The sequence below is a fragment of the Coleofasciculus sp. G3-WIS-01 genome, assembly GCF_040223135.1.
Taxonomy (GTDB): Bacteria; Cyanobacteriota; Cyanobacteriia; order Cyanobacteriales; family Coleofasciculaceae; genus Coleofasciculus.
In genome coordinates, this window is sequence record NZ_JAVJZI010000092.1 from 25,096 (window position 1) to 43,764 (window position 18,669).

Genomic DNA, 18,669 nt, shown 5'->3' on the forward strand with positions numbered 1-18,669 from the left:
AGAGGTTAATCCATCAAATTAGGTGTGCCATGGGACTTCTGTTTAGGCAATTTGCAAGGCGATTTTTCCAGTGGTTGATCCTGATTCTATAGCGTGATGAGCGCTAACGGCGTCGGGGAGGGGAATGGTTTGAGAGAGGTGAATGTTTAGTTTGCCTTCATCTATCCATTGGGCGCATTGTTCGAGAATCTCGGTTTGGTGTTCCTGGGCTGCAACTAATCCTTGGAGTGCTGGTGTTAACATGAGTTCTAGGCTAATCCGCAGATTTCGCGATCGCGCCGTTTTCAATTTCCCAATATTATAGTCAGGTTCGAGGATGGTAACCAAATCCCCGTACACTTTCACGGCGGGAACGGTATCGTAAAAGGTTTGACCCCCCACAGTATCAAAGGCTACATCTACACCTCTTCCCTCTGTCCAATCTAATGCAGCTTGGGCAAAGTCGGTTTGTTTGTAAAGGATGGGTTCGTCTGCGCCGAATTGACGCACTAATCGGGCTTTTTCTTGGGAACTTACCGTGGCACACACATTAGCCCCTTTGATTTTGGCAAGCTGAATGGCAACATGTCCCACACCACCCGCACCGCCATGAATCAGCGCCGTTTGTCCGGCTTCTAAGCGCCCTCGGTCATATAAGGCTTCCCAGGCGGTAATTAGGACTAAAGGCGCGGCGGCGGCTTCTGTAAAGGATAAGGATTTGGGTTTTCGGGCAACCCAGCGTTCATCCACAACCGTGAGTTCGGCATAATTTCCCGTACCCGATTTTCCTAATCCACCGGCACAGAAATACACCTCATCACCAACCTGAAATCGGCTGACAGCAGACCCCACGGCTTCCACGACACCCGCCCCATCACAGCCTAAAATCGCAGGCATTTCGTCGGGATAGAATGTGCCACGGCTTCGCAGTTTGGTATCGATGGGGTTAACGCCTGCGGCGTGGAGTCGCACTAATATGTCTCTATCGGTTTGCAGTTTCGGTTCGGGTACATCCTGCAATTGCAGCACCTCTGGCTTACCCGGAGTAGTCATGACTACGGCTTTCATTTCTTTGTCCTTTGTCATTCGTCCTTTGTCAGTTGTCCTTTGTCAGTTGTCCTTTGTCAAGGAATAGGGAATTTTTTCCAAAAACGGTAACATAAAGATACAAAATATTTCCTCTGATGCCTGATAACTTATCTGACTTTTCACGGGAAGTCTAGAAACTATTGTAGAGACGCGCCATGGCGCGTCTGGGCGGGCGCGAGTTACATCAGGTTGCAACCGAAAAGATAGTGGTGAAACCCGCCCCTACAGAGGCACCACATACCCTGAAAAGTCAGGATAACTGGTGACTTTAGCCTAGCATTACTCGCTATTTATACTTAATTCGCGGGTCAACTAGCGCATAGGAAATATCAACAACAAGATTAACCAAGACAAAGATAATCGAGACAACAACAACGCCGCCTTGAACAATGGGATAGTCTCGTGCCAAAATTCCTTCGTAAATCCAGGAACCAATTCCGGGCCACGAGAAGATAGTTTCGGTTAAAATAGCACCGCCTAAGAGCGTACCAAACTGCAACCCAATAATTGTTACTACTGGCAATAGAGCATTTTTTAGACCATGGCGAAGAATTACCCAATGTTCGGGAATACCTTTTGCCCTAGCTGTGCGAATATAGTCCTGGGAGAGAACCTCTAACAGAGAAGAACGAGTAATTCGAGCTAAAATGGCTAAGGGAATTGTGCCGAGGGTTAGAGCGGGTAAAATGAGGTGAGCGAGAACATCTTGTAATAGGTTGATGTCTAGTTTTAGAATCGCATCTAAGATGTAAAATCCCGTAATCGGTTGAAAATTTAATCCCGCTTCAATACTAATCCGTCCACTGGGGGGAAACCAGTTCAAAGTAATAGCAAACAGATAAATTAAAAGCAATCCCAGCCAATACACAGGCATGGAAACCCCTAGCAATGAGCCAATCATGGTTATGTTATCGGCGGGACGATTCTTATAAACAGCCGCTAAAACGCCAGCCGGGATTCCCAGAATGACGGCGACTATCATGGCGGCTAGGGATAATTCAAATGTGGCGGGAAAACGGGTTCTAATTTCATCAATAATCGGAATACCGCTGATAATACTTGTGCCGAAGTCGAGATGGAGTAGATTGTTGATAAAAGTGAGATATTGCAGGGGTAGGGGTTGATTTAAACCCAGTTGTGCCCGTAAAGCTTCTACCTGTTCGGGAGTCGCTCGTTCTCCTAACATAACCGTTGCTGGGTCACCGGGGATTAGGTGAAGGAAGAGGAAGACTAACAGGGTAATACCGAGGAGAACAGGTAACAGGTTGAGTAGACGCTTGATGATATAGTAAGTCATCTTCGGGTTTAAAGTTTTTCACCTCAAGTCTTTATCCTATAATGGTTTTTACGGTTAAAATGGGCGCACGTCGGTGCGCCCCTACAATGGTAATTCATCAATTCAGGTGTGCCATGCCACTACATCCTTTGTAACTTGTAGGTTGGGTTTCGACTTCGCTCAACCCAACGGAATCTAGTAGGGTGGGCACTGCCCACCAAGCCTTAAGTCGAATGTCGCTGACTTAAGCTGGTTTTGTAGTAGGCACTTTAGTGCCATAAGCGCTAAAGCGCTGACTACAAACTCTAAAGTTAGTACCCTTGGAATTCGGCTTGATTTCGATTTTTATAGATGGCGTGAAAAGTAAGTTAGAACTGCGGCATTTTCGACTGACGATTCTGATAGTGTTTTTCACATAACCAAAGGTAGTCTCCGGTATAGGTTGGAAGTCGCTTAAGTCCCAACCGTTGATAATGGGGGTCTTCCTCATTTAAGAAAGAATGTAACGCCAAAATTCCCGAACGTTCCGCTTGAGTGAGTAAGCCATCTCGCATCCCGACGGTTCCATCAATCAGGAGTTTGTCATCGCTGAGAATCGTATTGGTTAACTCCTTCATTATCTCCAATTGAGATTGAATATTACTAACTTTCATGAAGTCTTCGCCAAAAAACATATTCGCGGCGGGTGCGGTAATCGGGGTTAAGGTTTTTAACACCCCCGCAATTAAATTAGCGTAGGGAGCGACTTTTTCCACCCACTCACGCGGCGATTTAAACTCATAAACTCCCTTATCGATATCATGGACAGGATGCTGACAATTCGGTTCCTCACACCACAAATGCAGCCGATACTTTTTACTTTGAGTACCACTCCCATTTGGTCAAAGTCTTGCGCGGTTTCAGCAATGATTTGGAAGTCTTGACAAAAACACAGATGACACAGAAGGAATGATGCAGACAGAAGCCTGAATAGTGAGGGACACAGATTGACACAGAGAACTAAGTAATTTCCTCAAAATTTTAATTATCTTTTCATGCTTTCGTTCAAGTCAACCTACAATAGTGATATGGATTGACTTAATGAAGGGTTTATCGTCAACGCTCTGCTTTTAATGGCGAAGACAGCGTAACTACAAACTTTTGCTTATTGTTTCAAAGGGTTCTGAACCTAGGGGACTGGGTGTCCACCCGGTAATGGTTTTGCGTTTTGCTAATAAGGGTTGGGAGTGAACGATGGGTAATCGGACGGCTTCTTGGGCTAAAATTTTATCGATTTGGGCATATATTTGAGTCCGTTCAGCTTGATCAGTTGTCGCCCTTCCCTGTTCTAAAAGCTGGAGAACTTGCTCATTTTTCCAGCCGCCTAAATCCTCGGTTGCGCCGGGACCAAAGTGTGCATAGTAAAAGTTATCGGGATCACCATAATCTCCTGTCCATCCCAACATAAAAGCTTGAAATCCTGGCGGTTTTCGGCGATCCTCTAAATAAGCTGCCCAATCTTTAGTTTGTAAGTTGACGTTAATGCCAATAGCACTTAATTCGGCGGCGATGGCTTCCGCGATGGGTTTGGGTGTGGGAAAATAGGGACGACTGACGGGCATATACCATAAATCTAGGTCAAAGCCATTGGGATACCCTGCATCTGCGAGAATTTGTTTGGCTTGTTGGGGATTGTAGGGATAATTGATAATTTGCTCAGACTGATACTCCGACAGAGATGGCGGGGTAAAATGGTTATCATGTTCACCCAATTCTCCCCAGAAGGCGGGGACAATTTCTGAGGTATTAATAGCTTGCGCGATCGCACGACGCACCTCTACCTTAGAAAGGGGTTCATAGCTGGGATTTAGCGCCAAATAGCCGACATTAAACGAGGGACGAAATACGGCGTCTAGGTTGGCATCATTTTCGATTTCTGGGAGTTGATCCGGGGATAAATCTACCGTAAAATTAATCGTACCCGCCCGTAATTGAGCTAACCGTGCCGAGGGATCAGTAATGAAGCGAATCACCAACTGATTAGACTTCGGTAACTCAGGTTTCCAATAGTTCGGATTCTTGTCCAGAACAATGCGATCGCCAGTCCGCCATTCTTTAAATATAAACGGTCCCGTACCCACTGCCAAGGATGCAGGCGTACCATAATCCGCCCCCGCTTGTTGAATCGCATCGGGACTCGCCATCCCAAAATAACTCGAAGATATCGCCGCCCCAAATGCGGCAAAGGGTTGCTGAAGAACAAACTCAATGGTATTATCATCCACAACAACAATATCTTGTAAAATCGAGTCCGGACTTCCCTTATACCCGCCAAACAAATTCGCCCAAATCTCATAATTTTTCCCTGCATCCCGATAGCCAAACTCACTGTCTGGATTCCACCAGCGCTCTACATTAAACCTTACCGCTTCGGCATTAAAATCGCTACCATCGTGAAATTTAACATCATCGCGCAACTTAAACGTCCACCTCTTACCATCCTCAGATACCATCCACTCCGTCGCCAACCCCGGTTCTAACTCAGTGGTTCCCGGCTTAATACTCAACAGCATATTGTAGATTTGATGCTGTACAACAAGAGAATTGCCGTCAGTAATATTTCCCGGTTCCAGATTCACCGGTTGTCCACCCGAACCATAAACCAGCGTATCAGCCGGAATCGCGGAACTCTCGCTAATTTGGGGAGAAGGACTATCACAATTCGCCAGCCCTAAAGCCAAAGCCAAGCCAACAATAACCAACAGAATAAACCGAATCAGCGATCGCAGATTAGATGCGTTCATACTTTGCATTACACAGGACACAACAAAACCCTTAAACTCTCATCAACTCTTACCTTAAGTTCGTAGTCAGGGCTTTAGCCTTAAAATTACAACCCATTGCCATAAACCACTAACTCCCTCTGCGTTCTCTGCGTAAACCTCTGCGTTCTCTGCGTTAAAAAAATATACAGACTTAATCCTACAGCCTTTCTGGGCACACGCCCCGTGCGCCCCTACATATCTTGAACCAACTCAGCCGATGGATTCACCCCCGTATTCCGGTCTTTTCTCGCCTTTCGTACCTCCCCCAAAGCCTCCTTAATCACAACAGCAGTGGGTACAGCCACAATCACGCCCAATAATCCCCCCACCCTTACCCCAATTAACAGAGAAATAAACACCCAGAACGGATTTAACCCCGTAACACGACCAAAAACTCTCGGCGCTAATAAATTTTCCACAAGTTGCTGAAAAACCACCGCCACCGCCAATACCTGAACCCCCAAACCAATATCCCGCAATGCTACAAGTAACGTCACTAAAGCTATACCCACAGAACCGCCAAAGGGAACAAGTGCCATAACTCCAATCGTAAACCCAAATAGCAGACCAAAAGGAACTTTAAGCAAGACAAATAGCGAAATTAACCCCGACGCCATACAGGTAGCAATAATTAGCTGACCAATAAAGTAGTTTTGAAAACTTAAACGTAGGGTATTTGACGCCGATTTCTGCAGTTTCTTAGGTAACCAATCAATCAAACTACGCCAGACTTCGTGACCATGCTGAAGTAAATAAAATGTGGAAATAATGGTTAATAATACATCCAAAACCTTAGTTACGGTAAACACCGCTAAATTTAGAGTCAGATTCAAAGATTTAGAGGCAATGATTTGCAATTGTCCCTTCAGTCGGTCATTAATTTGAATAATTAAACCATCCAAACTAATCGGCAAACCTAAATCTTCAATCCTCTGATCCAGCATGATAAGCTGACGCCGCCCGGAATCGAACCATTCGGGTAAACGACTCACCAGTTGTTGGGCTTGAGTAATAACCAGGGGAAACAGCGTTACGCCAATTGCGAACAACAGCAACAGCGCGACTAGAAATACGAATAACGCGGCTAATCCTCGCTTAATTCCCAGGCTTTCCAACCAGCCCACTGAATAGTTCAACAGGAATGCCAACAGAGAAGCCACTAATACCGTGACAAGTAGGGATTCAAAATAAGCGAAAATTTCCGAAAATGCCCATGCATTTAACACCGCCAAGGGTGCAGCCAGGGCGATGACTAATAACCGTGATTGGGGAGTTAGGGACTCCCACCAGCGCATTAACTTGTTTTTGGGTGTGGATGACCCGGAATTAACCATCTATTTCCACGAAGCGTGCTCCTAACTAAAAATTATAGGTTGGCAGTGGCTCAAAATTTGCTGTAGATTAACCACATCACCAATAACCGCGATCGCAGGCGCTTCAAAGCCAGTTGCTTCCACTTGCTGCACAATGGTTTCCAGGGTGCAAATTAGGTGTTCTTGCTGTGGTGTGGTTCCCCAGCGAATTAGAGCCACGGGGGTGGCTGGAGAACGTCCGGCGGCGGTAAGTTGTGCCACGATATTGCCCAGATTATGCACCCCCATATAGATTACAATCGTTTCACTTCCCTGTGCGATCGCCTGCCAATTAACTTCAGGGCGATATTTACCTACGGCTTCGTGACCGGTGACAAAGGTGACGGATGAACTATACTGGCGATGGGTCAAGGGAATCCCCACATAAGCAGGTGCTGCAATCCCCGACGTGATACCTGGAACCACTTCTACCGACACACCCGCCCGAATTAAATCCTCCATTTCTTCCCCACCGCGCCCAAATACAAAGGGATCACCCCCCTTGAGGCGCACCACAACGGCATTCGTTTTGGCTTTTTCAATTAGTAACTGTGTGGTTTGTTCCTGGGGTAATGAATGACGCCCGCGCCGTTTTCCGCCATTAATCTTTTCCGCCTTCGGGTTAATCATTGCCAAAATAGGCGCACTGACTAAAGCGTCGTAAACCACCACATCGGCATGTTCTAACAAGGTTTTACCTTTGAGGGTAAATAATCCGGGATCTCCAGGACCTGCGCCGACTAAATAGACTTTACCGAGATAGTTGGGTTGATTCATGATCATTCAATAAAATTGTCAATTTCAATTAATCTATATTCTCTACCCTCATAAGTTACATTCATTGAAATTGATGAATGGCACTAATTTAAGGGTAATATCGCGCTCATCCTATAGCCAGGAAATAAATTTCTGGAACCAATCTATAATCTATAGGGCATGCCCAATTCATCTAGTTACTTAAGATACATAATACTAGCGAAAATGACGTTTTTGCATGTAAGCTATGCGAGTTGAACATTTCTCACCTGATGTGGTGCTTATAAATCAGTCAGTAATCTCGCTTTTCTGAGAATGAAGGTCAAAACCGTTTCTTCTGTGGTAATAATATCGGCTCTCCCTTCCATACCCGATTGAATCGGACAATTTTGCCCAGTAGAATTCAACTGTAAACGTTCGGGCTGAATGGTTACGTCGTAAGCCGGATTCGCTGTAGTTGTAGTCGTATTAACACCATTCTGTTGGGGTGAAATGGCGTCTGGAGAAATGGTGCTAACTGTCCCGGGAAGCGTACCGTAGTCGGGATAGGAACAGGCAGAGACGCGCATTTGCACCCGTTGACCTGTTTTTACTTTACCGATATCCTGAGAGGGTACTAGGGCTTTAATCACTAAGGGCGCTTCACTGGGAGCAATTTGTGCGATCGCCTCTGCTGAATTGACGACTTGTTCTCGGTTGCGGAGATTCAGTTGTTGGATAATCCCAGAAGCTGAAGCACGAATCACAGTACCCGTGAGTTCAGTTTCCACCTGTTTGAGTTCATTCCTATCTCGGTTAAGTTGGTTCTGGAGTTCCACCCGACGCTGGATTAGTTGTGAGTGTTCTTGGTTTAATCGGGATAGACTGGCTTCGCCTGTGGCGCGTTCTTGGGCGATTTTCTCTAGGGCTATGGCGACGTTAGCATTACTGGGATTCAGGTGGACCAATGCCCCTGCTAGTCTAGCTTGGGCTGCATCAATGGCGGCGGCGAATCGTTCGATGTCTTGTTTTTGGGCTTCAACGGTGGCTTTTTGGGCTTCCAGGGCTTGTTCTTGTTGCGTCACGGAGAGTTGGGCTTCCTGGAATTGATCCTCAGACAGGGCGCCCAATTCAGCAATGGGTTTATAGCGATCGCGTCTAGCTTTGGCGGCGTTTAAGGCGGCTTCGGTGGATTTTAAATTCGCCTGGGCTGATTTTAGCTGTGCTTGTTGTCGTTGTAAATCTTCTTTGGCTTGGTTTAGATTGGCTTCGGCTTCTTGAACTGAGGTTTGGGTAGTGATTTGTCTATCTCGATAATCCCGTTGGGTGTGGTTGAGTTCAGCTTTGGCGGAAGCGATGGTGCGTTGGGTGCGATCGCGTTCTGCTGTAATCTGTTTATCGAGGGCAATAATCTGGGCGTCGATTTGCCTAACTTGTTGTTGATTTTGTTTCAGATTACTTTGTAGCTGGCTTTTTTGAGTTTGTAGGCGGGAGTCGTCAATGGTAGCAATAATATCCCCTTGTTTAACAGGTTGGTTTTCTTTTACCTGGATACTTTTCACGGTTCCTTGGGTGGCGGCTTGTACCAGACGCAATTCACCCGCTGGACGAATTGTGGCAGGGGCTTTTACGGTAATATTGTATTTGGTGAAAGCGGCAAGGGCTACAGCGATGCCACAGGTGCCTACTAGAAACAGTCCGCCTAGGGTTGTCCATCGACTGATGGGCGGGAGAAAGTCATCGATTTGAATTGGGCGGATAATGTTAGGGTTTGATTCACTGTGCATTATAGAATTAAGCAAGTTTTTTATTAGTGAGGCAGTGCGTTTTTAGTTGTTCAGTTATTGGTGAGGCAGGGCGGGTTTTGTTGTTCAGTTATAGGTGAGGCAGGGCGGGTTTTGTTGTTCAGTTAGTTCTGACTAGCTAAGTTGATTCCCTAAACCCGCCCCTACAATTGTGCCTAAACCCGCCCCTACAATTGTGCCTAAACCCGCCCCTACAATTGTGCCTAAACCCGCCCCTACAATTGTGCCTAAACCCGCCCCTACAATTGACTTATAACTTCTTTCCGTTTCCGCTCCAGTCAGGCTGTAAAACTTAGATAGACATGAACCAAAAACAATGAATCCCGAACACCTAGAATTAACCATTGGCTGGCTATACCCGACCCTGATGAGTACCTACGGCGATCGCGGCAATGTGATCTGCTTGCAAAAACGCGCTCAATGGCGGGGGATTCGGGTGAATGTCCTACCCCTCGATCAGCAAACCTCGGCTGACCAATTCCACCAGGTCGATGTGTTTATGGGGGGTGGCGCCCAAGACCGACAGCAGGAAATTGTCATGCGGGACTTGCGAGGGGCAAAGGCGGATGCCTTGCGGGAGAAACTAGAAACCGGGACGCCTGGAGTATTTACCTGCGGTTCCCCGCAACTGTTGGGTCACTATTACGAACCCGCCTTGGGTCAACGGATTGAAGGATTAGGGTTATTGGATTTTGTCAGTAAGCATCCCGGACTTGATGCGCGTCGCTGTATTGGCAATGTCGTCTTTGAGTTAACCGCCTCTCCCCTTGCCCAAGACTTAGAACAGATGCTGGGACACAAGCCGATTGTGATTGGCTTTGAAAACCATGGCGGGCGTACCTATTTGGGGAACGTCTCCCCCCTGGGTAAGGTGGTGAAAGGTTACGGGAATAACGGCGAGGATGGCATGGAAGGAGCATTTTATCGAAACGCGATCGCAACCTATTCCCATGGTCCGCTGTTGCCCAAAAATCCTTTTATCGCCGATTGGCTGATCCAAACCGGATTAAAACAAAAGTACCAAACCCCTATCACATTGACGCCCCTAGATGATACCTTAGCTAAGCAAGCACGGGCAGCGATGTTAAAACGCCTCTCGCTGACCAACCTGGCTCAAGAACCCGTAAACTGTTGAAATAGGCACCATGCCAATCAACGGCTAAGCCGAGCTAAGGTTTGGCTGTCAGTCACGGGAATGCCATCGTTACCGTAATTCAATTCGCTTAAGCTTAAGAGAAAATTGCAAGCAGGGATATGACAGGAAAAGTAATTGATAGCAGTACTACAGGAATTCTGATTCTCCTACTCCCAATCGCGTTTGCATTCGTCCTGTTGTTTAAAACGTGGCCCTATCTGCTTGCGCTTTTGGTTGTGATTATTCTGTTGAAAATTTGGCAGCAGTATCGGTGGCTGCAATGGAGTAAGCAAGTCAATCCCTTCTTCAATCAGTTAATCAAAGACAATCAGGGTTGCTTGACGCCGCTAGACTTGTCGATGAAAGCGAATATCTCTGGAGCAGCCGCACAGCGATACTTGGATAGAAAGGCAGAAGAATTTGGGGCGAAGCGTCGAGACTATGAGGATAAAGGCATCGTTTATTACTTTCTGACTGCCAATGCACTGGGAAGTATCTTTGAAAGTAGTGAACCGCTACCGGAACAAGAGTATGAATCCTTAACCAATCAAGCCCCAAAGCTGGTTCAATGGCTGATGGAGGATGAGATGGATGAGGAGTCGAGTCCTTCGGAGTCTGAGACTGAGGCAGAAGACATCCAGGAAAAACCCGAATCTCCTCAACAGAAGCCATCACCTCAAGCCAATGATCAGGATACAGAGACTCAGGCTTTGATTCAGGCAGAATTAGCCAAGCGACTCGATGTGCATTCGAGTACTATCGGCAAGCGCAAATCTGACCCAGATTTTGCCCAATGGAGTCAAAGTAAAGATCCAGAAGGAGTCGCTTGGGAATATTCACCGGAGACAAAGGAGTTTTTGCCTGTGGAGGAAGATTATTAGTCGTCATTTGTCATTCGTCATTTGAGAAATAGGAGTAAGGATTAAAGACGCGAGTTTATTTAAGGAGCAGCTCTCAACCCAACCGAAGAATAGGCGATCGCGAACCGACAGTGTACAATAATCCATTTGGGCTTCATACCATAAAATTATTGCCATGAAGATTGTTCAACGCCTAATTGTGTCTACCCTAGCGCTGTTTTCAGTGACCACACTTCAGATTGCCGCAACAGCTAGACCCCTGAACGAATCGGAGCAAGAAGTCGAAGCTCAGATTCGAGCGGTTATTGAAGCCCAAGACAAGGAGGGCTATCAATTGGTATTTCCGCGAACGGTAGCTAGACTCTCTAGAGGAGCGCAAGCACCAAAGACAGTATTTCTATCGCCCAATCGAGAGTACAGTTTCGTTGCCGTTTGCGATAAGAGTTGCGAGGATATCGATTTGATTGTAGAAGATATGCAAGGCAATGTAGTCGCATCTGATCTGACCGATTATGCCGTCGCTGTTGTCCCTTTTGTTCCCCCCGCAGAGGATAGATATGAGATTAATGTAAAAATGAGTAAATGCTCGTCTAGGAACAGAAGTTGTGATTTTGGTTTAGGCGTCTTTGCCAAGTCGGAAGAGTGAACTATAGCACTTGTCGATTGGTTGCCATACACAGGGGTAGAGGCAGGGTGTGGGGTGTGGGGTGTAGGGTGTAGTATACTCAAACCTTTGGCAAGGGCGGGTTTATCAATATCTGGGTTTCTTACATCCGATAATCGTAAAACCCGCCCCTACATCTGTCAAATATCCCCGTTCCCTTTAACGACAAGCAAACAATTTCTGCATGGCGGTGGTATAAGGCTGAACGATTGATTTTTGCTGAGTGTCTAGGCGGATGATAATCTTTTCTACCAGCAATCCAACCATTTTTTCCACTAATTCCCAACTTACGTTCACACTGGGATAAACCATTTCACATAAGGGATAAAGTTCCTTTTCCATCGCTGCCATATTCTGTTCCAAAACACAAACCCAAAGGTAGGCTTGAAACATCTCGACATCGCGGATACTTGAGGCTTTTACTTCTGGAGCATCCAGTTTCCCGCGACGGCTGCGATAATTGGGATAGAGTTCCAATGCTTTGCGATAAACTCGTGCGGCAATTTCCTGACTTTTGGGTATGAGTTGCTCGACTAAGGCTAATATAGGAGAATTAAGGGTATGTTGACCCGCCGCCGCGCATACCCGTTGCCAAGGAATACAAACTTGCTCTTCAATAAATTTGAAGTAGGGAGAGAGTAATAACTGTTCGGGTAGGCTTAAGCGATTTAGTAAAACCTTTGAGCTGAGATGAAACTGGGTACTCATAAATCCCAGAGTCTTCTGATTACTGGCTGATAAATGTTGCGTCTGAAATTGCATTAATTCTGGGGTGAGAATGGTGACGAGGGATGATATTTCGGGTAGCTCTAATTTGGGCATGACTGAGACTTTATATAAATCGGTCGAGATATCAACGGCTTCCACCTGAGATAAGGCAGTGATTAAGCCGGAATTCGGTGACTGTTTTTGATAGACGGATAAAACCTTCTGATAAACCTGTGCTGAGGATGTGGCAATACCCTGGGATTCGGTTAAGTTCACAACGTTGGGAATGTAGGAGAAGAGAATACTCGTGCGGATACCTGCACATTTGCAGTGAATTTCTATCAGTTGAGAGAGTTTACTTGCGGTTTTCTCTCGCCCTTGGCGAGAGGCGGCTTCCATTAACTCAGTTGTTGTGCATTTGTGGCTGGTTAATGAAAGCGTGGATAAGTCAGGGACATAGCGGGAAGCCCAAATATTAAGCAGGCGTTTAACCGTGAGACTTTTTTCTAATGGGGTTGTTACCAGCATGAAATACTCCTAGTCTGTGGTGAGGATATTCAACAAATCGGATGTTGACATCCGTTGAGCCTATTGTTGGCTGGTAGATTCCTTTGGCAAATTCATACCCGTAGGCATTTTTACCTGGCTCTCCCTGCTTTCTGAACGGGTGGGAAAATTTTGCCCTGAATGTCTATGCTTGCGTTAATGTAACAGTCTTAATGTTTAGTATAAACGCAAATATATGAATTTCTGTAAACCTTTTTTAAAGAAATACTTTGCCGTCGCCCAGAGGAATTAAATCCTCAATCGCATTCGTCACCAAGAGGGGAGTTATCGCTGGCTGGCGTGGAAACTTGTCCCTGGGGATATTACACCGTTGAAACAGGCAGAAGCGGAAATTCTTAAAGCCTATAAAAGATCCCCATCCCATGGCTTACCCCTTTTTCAGGGGCACGGAAGAAGGAGCTAAAAGCCAAAACAGTAACATAAGCTACAAAATAATTCCTGGGATAACTTATTACTTATGACAATCGCATTTCAGGGGAATTCTGCGCTATACTGCTCAAGATTTCGCTAGTAAGTACCCAGGAAAATAATGGATCAAATGTCTCTCACTGTCACTCAAGTCATTCAAGCCATCCTTGCACCCGCCGTGATGATTTCATCCAGTGGTTTGTTCTTTTTAGGATTAAATGCGAGACAGTCTTCTTTATTAAATCGTATCCGGTTATTGAACAACGAGAGAAGAATCATTGCGAAAGAGTTAATGCACCAAGGACAGTTCGATTCGGGAGAAGATATTCGCTTTTTAAGTTTAGAACATCAACTGAATAATCTGTTACGCCGCGCCTGGTATGTGCGGAATTCAACCCTTTGCGACACATTGGCGGTTGTTTTTTTTGTGTTGACATCATTTGCCATTGCCCTCCATTTTTTTATGGGGATAACCTTCCTGGCACAACTCCCCATTTTTTTGTTTATTACTGGGATGTTTTTGGTGTTAGTGGGGGTGATTTGTTTAGCGATTGATGAAGTAATCGCCTATTCGGTGATTTTACTGGAGGTTCAAGATAAACAAGCCGTTGGGTTCAATTTATTCGGCAGGTTGAGTGAACCGAACCAGGGAGAGCAGAGTAAAATGTAAAAAGAGAAAAGAAGCGAAGACAGCGCTTACTACAATCTCGGTTTAGGATAGACGGATTAGGTTGATTGAACAGGCTGATAACTGATGAGTGATAACTGATGACTGATAACGTTGAGTCGTTTAGGCGGTTCGCTTTTGGCTTGTTCCAGGCTCAAAGACTCATTCACCACACATAATGACTCATTCACCACGCCCAGAGACTCGTCTACCACGCCCAGAGACTCATTCACCACACATAGAGACTCATTCACCACACATAGAGACTCATTCACCACACATAATGACTCATTCACCACACATAGAGACTCATTCACCACACATAGAGACTCATTCACCACACATAATGACTCGCCAGCCACACTCAAATACTGTTGAGTCAGGTTCAAAGCATGGACACTACCTGTCAGGGAACCTGACTTTTCACAGTATGTGGCGTTGCTTATGGGTATCCTGCAAATGAAACCCGATTCCCGCGATCGCGAATTTACTTAATTCTTCTTGATATCTACGATGTCTTTAGCATACAATACAATCAAGTCACTACTGGCGTGGCACACCTAAAATGGTGGATTAGTATTGTAGGGGCGCAAGGTGTGCGCCCAATTTCACCGTCAAATCTATTCCACAATTTTAGCTGTGTCAGTCCACTACAACCCTGGATTTGGGTAAAATCATTACCTCCTCTATTGTGGGAAAGGGCGGGTTTTGATACAAACGTTATTGGTTACACCGCTATTAAAATCCCATTACCCGCCCCTACACCCCGGATTTTGATCAAATCATTACCCTTCCATCTCATCCACCAACTTGGGTACCGCAGCGGTTAACACCTCATTCCCCGACTCGGTAACCAAAACATCATCCTCAATCCTGACACCAATCCCGCGCCAACGTTGGGGAATCTCCGGTTGACCTTCTACCGGTTTAATATCTAAGCCAATATACAATCCCGGTTCCACCGTCACCACTTGACCCGGTTCAAAGGTTTGCCAGGTTTCTTCCCCATTCTTATATACCCCAGAATCATGAACATCTAACCCTAACCAATGTCCAGTCCGATGCATATAGAAGGGTTTATATTTCTCCTCCTTAATAATTTCCTCGATATCTCCCACCAGTAAACCCAAATCCATTAATCCTTCCACCAACACCCGCACGGCGGTATCGTGAAATAGATTATAAGGCTTTCCCGGTTGCACCTGTGCGATCGCGTCTTGCTGCGCCTTCAATACCAACTCATAAATAATCCGCTGTTCTTCGCTAAATTTACCCCCAATCGGAAACGTGCGGGTAATATCGGCATTGTAATACTGATACGCACAGCCCGCATCAATCAACAGCAAATCCCCAGCTTCCATCTGGCGGGTATTTTCCACGTAATGCAGAATACAACTATTCACCCCCGACGCCACAATCGACGGATACGCAGGACCCAACGCCCCCCGTTGACGAAAAATATGTTCGATTTCCGCCTGAATTTGGTACTCATAACATCCCGCTTGGGCAAATTTTCGGGCATAATTATGAGCATCTACAGAAATCCCCACAGCTTGGCGCATCATCTCCAACTCAGTTGGACTCTTCACCAAGCGCATCTTCTGGAGAAGCGGATTTGTGGACTCAATCGCCATTGGACCCGTTCCCCGCTTGGGATAGGTCCGCATCAAGGTTTGCCAATGATTGAGGATGGTTTGATTAAACTCGCGATCGCGCCCTAACTGATAATAAATCCGATCTGCCTTCTCTAAATACTGAGGTAACTTCTCATCCAGTTCCGTAATCGGATACGCCTCATCTGCGCCATAGCGTTCTTTCGCCCCATCAACCCCCGTTCGATACCCCGTCCAAACTTCCTTTTCTGGATCTTTGGGTTGGACAAACAGAACAAAGCGGTGTTCAGCATGGTGCGGCGCTAACACCGCCACAGCTTCAGCTTCATTAAACCCCGTCAGATAAAAGAAATCACTATCCTGACGAAAATTATATTCCACATCATTATGCATCACCGCAACCGGGGCGCTGCGGAAGATAGCCGTCCCCTTACCAATCTGACTCATCAACTGTTCGCGGCGTTGGCGATACTCGGTTTGTGAAATCATCATTACGCTTTGCTAGCTTTTGGGTAGACAATTAACATGATTCGCGGAATTCCCCATCCGTCAATGGGCGTGGGGATGAATAGCGAGTTAAAAGGGAGGGTTCGATGCCTTCCCTTTTGACATCCTACCGCCGGATTGCTTATGGATATACTTTTTCACAATTTCATCGTATTGTTAGCATTTTGGGACAATTCAAGTAGATGATCCGATTACTGGACTGGTGTTCTAGAGTTATTAGAGTTCAGGACTTAACCTAGTCCGCGCAGGCGGACGAAAGGGCCAGTGTAGCAGCGATTTCAATCGCCGTTGCAAAAGGGGATAATAAAGACGGATTTGGTATTAGTCTCAAAATTTGATCGGGGCGGGTTTAGTCACATCTGGGTTAGGTGAGAAACGATAGGAGTAAAACCCGCCCCTACACATTCAAATCAATTAATGTCGGTGATTATTACTATAATGAAATCTCGCCCCAGCCCACTGTAGTTTTTCTCGTAAGGTTTTGTAGTAGGAATTATTTTCGCGGAGAATGATAAACTTGGCATAGCAATCTGCCTTACGCACATCCACCCGTTGTCCGGGCCAAATCGGTGTTGCCATTACCCCATCCATCCACAGTTTAGTGTTGAGTTCATAATCGCCGAGGGGCCAAATGCTGACAATAGAACCCGCAGGTAGGACTAAGGGACGACTGGATAGACTTAAGGGACAAATTGGTGTTACCGCGATCGCTTCCATGCCATCATGGAGAATCGGACCGTTGGCAGATAAGGTATAGCAGGTGGAACCCGTGGGTGTGGAGACAATCAATCCATCCCCTTGGTACTGATCGACGACTTCTCCGTCAATTTCCATTTCCAGAATCGAGGTAATCATGCGATCGGCTGAGGCGGGTTTGACGCACATTTCATTCAGCGCTAAGTAGCGATCGCTCACGGGTTCGAGATTGATACCTGTGGCAAAGCTATCCTGGCGGGAATCCCCTTCAAATAGAAGGGCTTCGATCATCATGCGTCGCTGCACAGCATAGCGATCTTCGATAATCCGATCCCATATCTGTTCACTCTCCTTGAACGCCTCAAAGGGTTCTGTCAGAAATCCCAGATGTCCGCCAATGTTGATCGCCAAAATCGGGATACCTGCGGGGGCTAGGTGTCGTGCGGCGGCTAAGGCGGCGCCATCCCCTCCCAGCACCACCGCCAGATCGATGTTCTGCATCACGGATGCCAAAAACACAGGATAGGGATTATCCTTGGCACTACTTGGTCCAATTAGGACATGACAACCGCGTTTTTCTAATTGCCGAGCGCATTTTTCCGCCCAAGCTTGACCTTGGGAGTCTCTGGCTTTGTGGACGATAATCACTTGTTTTAGCTGCACGGTGACCTCATTACTGACGTTGGAGAGATGTCCTCGATGAGAAAGCGATCGCACGGGTGGTTAATCCGTCTCAATTATCCATCCTTATTGTCCGGTTGTCAGAACCGGGGAATTGAATGTACGGGCTCTCGCATTTGCGGAGTTTAGTGAGCGGTTTGTTGCATAACTATAGAGCGCAAATGCGAGAGCCCCTACTGATTACTTTAATGGCGCGTTCTTGACAGTTTAGCTTGACAAATATCACGAGATAGAGTAATAGCTGTAATTTCTGGCTGGGGACGTTCAAAAACGGGATGATTTTTTAGGCGATCGCACGCCACTTGCAACCCCGTTTGCCAATCCTGCGATTCTGGTAATATCCTCACATCCCACAAGCGTACCGTTTTATCCTCACTACCACTGGCAAGTCTTTCACCATCTGGACTAAACCTCAGCGATCGCACAGCACCTTGATGTCCCCGTAACGGTTCACCCTGTAACTGACCCTGAGCATTCCATAAGCGAATTGTACCATTACCACTACCACTGGCGATGGTTTCCCCATCTGGACTAAACGCCACCGCAAAAACCACTCCCTGATGTCCTCGCCAAGGTTCACCCATTAACTCACCTTGACGATTCCATAAGCGTACTGTCCCATCTCGTCCCCCACTGACAATCCTCTCACCATTGGGACTAAACCCTAGGTCAAACACCACTGCAAAATATTAATAAACTGACCAAAGCCAGCATCCAAGGTATGTTTTCCTAGCATCCCTTTCGCCCAAGTCTTGAAGTTAAGATCTTCAACAAATACCATTCCGGCATTTTGGACTAGGTGATGAGCTAGTTGAAAATGAAAGTCTTTTCGACTGTCGTGAATTCCTTGGTGTAATCTAGCAATCTTTTGGTTAAGTTTGCGCCAATTTTTAGACCCTTTCTTCTTGTGCTTCAATCGGCGTTGTAGCAATTTAAGCTTACGGTGCAATGAATTCAACCTTTAGATCCCCCATGGAACCAAAAGCTCTCGCATCCTCTGGCTTCCCCCGTGCAAAAAAAGCTCTCGCATCCTCTGGTCTCCCCCGTGCAAAAAAAGCTCTCGCATCCCCTGGTCTCCCCCGTGCAAAAAAAAGCGAAGCATCCGCTGGTCTCCCCCTTTTTA

At 46.3% G+C, this 18,669-nt stretch carries 18 protein-coding genes and 1 pseudogene; 4 read left to right on the forward strand and 15 right to left on the reverse strand.

Features of this window, described 5'->3' with window-relative positions:
* Window positions 1-42: 42 nt before the first annotated feature.
* From RIM23_RS09810 to RIM23_RS09845, 8 genes are all read right to left on the reverse strand, one after another.
* Window positions 43-1,047, reverse strand: coding sequence for a zinc-dependent alcohol dehydrogenase family protein (locus RIM23_RS09810; RefSeq protein WP_446366610.1), 1,005 nt, complete (start codon window positions 1,045-1,047; stop codon window positions 43-45).
* Between the two features lie 307 nt (window positions 1,048-1,354).
* Window positions 1,355-2,365: an ABC transporter permease gene (locus RIM23_RS09815; RefSeq protein ID WP_446366580.1), complete on the reverse strand. Its 1,011-nt coding sequence runs from the start codon at window positions 2,363-2,365 to the stop codon at window positions 1,355-1,357.
* A gap of 347 nt (window positions 2,366-2,712) precedes the next feature.
* Window positions 2,713-3,183, reverse strand: coding sequence for a hypothetical protein (locus tag RIM23_RS09820; RefSeq protein WP_446366582.1), 471 nt, complete (start codon window positions 3,181-3,183; stop codon window positions 2,713-2,715).
* A gap of 291 nt (window positions 3,184-3,474) precedes the next feature.
* Window positions 3,475-5,127 (reverse strand): ABC transporter substrate-binding protein, encoded by a 1,653-nt coding sequence (locus RIM23_RS09825; RefSeq protein ID WP_446366584.1) that lies wholly within the window; start codon window positions 5,125-5,127, stop codon window positions 3,475-3,477.
* A 212-nt stretch (window positions 5,128-5,339) separates the two neighbouring features.
* Window positions 5,340-6,482, reverse strand: coding sequence for an AI-2E family transporter (locus RIM23_RS09830; RefSeq protein ID WP_446366586.1), 1,143 nt, complete (start codon window positions 6,480-6,482; stop codon window positions 5,340-5,342).
* A 21-nt stretch (window positions 6,483-6,503) separates the two neighbouring features.
* Complete coding sequence (gene cobA / locus RIM23_RS09835) at window positions 6,504-7,277, reverse strand: uroporphyrinogen-III C-methyltransferase (RefSeq protein WP_446366588.1); 774 nt, start codon at window positions 7,275-7,277, stop codon at window positions 6,504-6,506.
* A gap of 260 nt (window positions 7,278-7,537) precedes the next feature.
* Window positions 7,538-9,022 (reverse strand): HlyD family efflux transporter periplasmic adaptor subunit, encoded by a 1,485-nt coding sequence (locus RIM23_RS09840; RefSeq protein WP_446366590.1) that lies wholly within the window; start codon window positions 9,020-9,022, stop codon window positions 7,538-7,540.
* Window positions 9,023-9,154: 132 nt separating this feature from the next.
* On the reverse strand, window positions 9,155-9,385 hold the full coding sequence (locus RIM23_RS09845; protein WP_446366592.1) for a hypothetical protein: 231 nt from the start codon (window positions 9,383-9,385) through the stop codon (window positions 9,155-9,157).
* On the opposite strand from RIM23_RS09845, the gene RIM23_RS09850 reads away from it, so the two are divergent.
* Together RIM23_RS09850 and RIM23_RS09855 are read left to right on the forward strand one after the other, a co-directional pair.
* A complete protein-coding gene (locus RIM23_RS09850; RefSeq protein ID WP_446366594.1) occupies window positions 9,357-10,175 on the forward strand; it encodes a type 1 glutamine amidotransferase in 819 nt (272 codons plus the stop codon). The genes RIM23_RS09845 and RIM23_RS09850 overlap by 29 nt on opposite strands.
* Before the next feature lie 119 nt (window positions 10,176-10,294).
* Window positions 10,295-11,056: a hypothetical protein gene (locus tag RIM23_RS09855; RefSeq protein WP_446366596.1), complete on the forward strand. Its 762-nt coding sequence runs from the start codon at window positions 10,295-10,297 to the stop codon at window positions 11,054-11,056.
* 3 nt (window positions 11,057-11,059) lie between these two features.
* On the opposite strand, the gene RIM23_RS09860 is transcribed toward RIM23_RS09855, so the two are convergent.
* Entirely contained in the window at window positions 11,060-11,212 is a 153-nt protein-coding gene (locus RIM23_RS09860) for a hypothetical protein (protein WP_446355404.1), read from the reverse strand.
* On the opposite strand from RIM23_RS09860, the gene RIM23_RS09865 reads away from it, so the two are divergent.
* Window positions 11,211-11,681 carry a hypothetical protein gene (locus RIM23_RS09865; protein ID WP_446366598.1) on the forward strand — a complete coding sequence of 157 codons (471 nt, stop codon included), beginning with the start codon at window positions 11,211-11,213 and terminating at the stop codon, window positions 11,679-11,681. The genes RIM23_RS09860 and RIM23_RS09865 overlap by 2 nt on opposite strands.
* Before the next feature lie 177 nt (window positions 11,682-11,858).
* Here RIM23_RS09865 and RIM23_RS09870 read toward each other — a convergent pair whose 3' ends face one another.
* Window positions 11,859-12,935, reverse strand: coding sequence for a hypothetical protein (locus tag RIM23_RS09870; protein WP_446366600.1), 1,077 nt, complete (start codon window positions 12,933-12,935; stop codon window positions 11,859-11,861).
* Window positions 12,936-13,503: 568 nt separating this feature from the next.
* Here RIM23_RS09870 and RIM23_RS09875 point away from each other — a divergent pair.
* Window positions 13,504-14,052, forward strand: a complete 549-nt coding sequence (locus RIM23_RS09875) for a DUF2721 domain-containing protein (RefSeq protein ID WP_446366602.1) — start codon at window positions 13,504-13,506, stop codon at window positions 14,050-14,052.
* A 56-nt stretch (window positions 14,053-14,108) separates the two neighbouring features.
* On the opposite strand, the gene RIM23_RS09880 is transcribed toward RIM23_RS09875, so the two are convergent.
* The 5 genes and pseudogenes from RIM23_RS09880 to RIM23_RS09900 all read right to left on the reverse strand — a co-directional run.
* Window positions 14,109-14,438, reverse strand: coding sequence for a hypothetical protein (locus RIM23_RS09880; RefSeq protein ID WP_446366604.1), 330 nt, complete (start codon window positions 14,436-14,438; stop codon window positions 14,109-14,111).
* 396 nt (window positions 14,439-14,834) lie between these two features.
* The gene (locus RIM23_RS09885) at window positions 14,835-16,151 is read right to left on the reverse strand and encodes an aminopeptidase P N-terminal domain-containing protein (RefSeq protein ID WP_446366612.1); all 1,317 of its coding nucleotides are present in this window, start codon (window positions 16,149-16,151) and stop codon (window positions 14,835-14,837) included.
* Between the two features lie 432 nt (window positions 16,152-16,583).
* On the reverse strand, window positions 16,584-17,528 hold the full coding sequence (locus tag RIM23_RS09890) for an NAD(+) kinase (RefSeq protein ID WP_446366606.1): 945 nt from the start codon (window positions 17,526-17,528) through the stop codon (window positions 16,584-16,586).
* A gap of 203 nt (window positions 17,529-17,731) precedes the next feature.
* The gene (locus RIM23_RS09895; RefSeq protein WP_446366614.1) at window positions 17,732-18,223 is read right to left on the reverse strand and encodes a WD40 repeat domain-containing protein; all 492 of its coding nucleotides are present in this window, start codon (window positions 18,221-18,223) and stop codon (window positions 17,732-17,734) included.
* Window positions 18,223-18,501, reverse strand: a pseudogene (locus RIM23_RS09900) (transposase); the annotation flags it as partial. The pseudogene RIM23_RS09900 and the gene RIM23_RS09895, both read right to left, overlap by 1 nt.
* Window positions 18,502-18,669 lie beyond the last annotated feature (168 nt).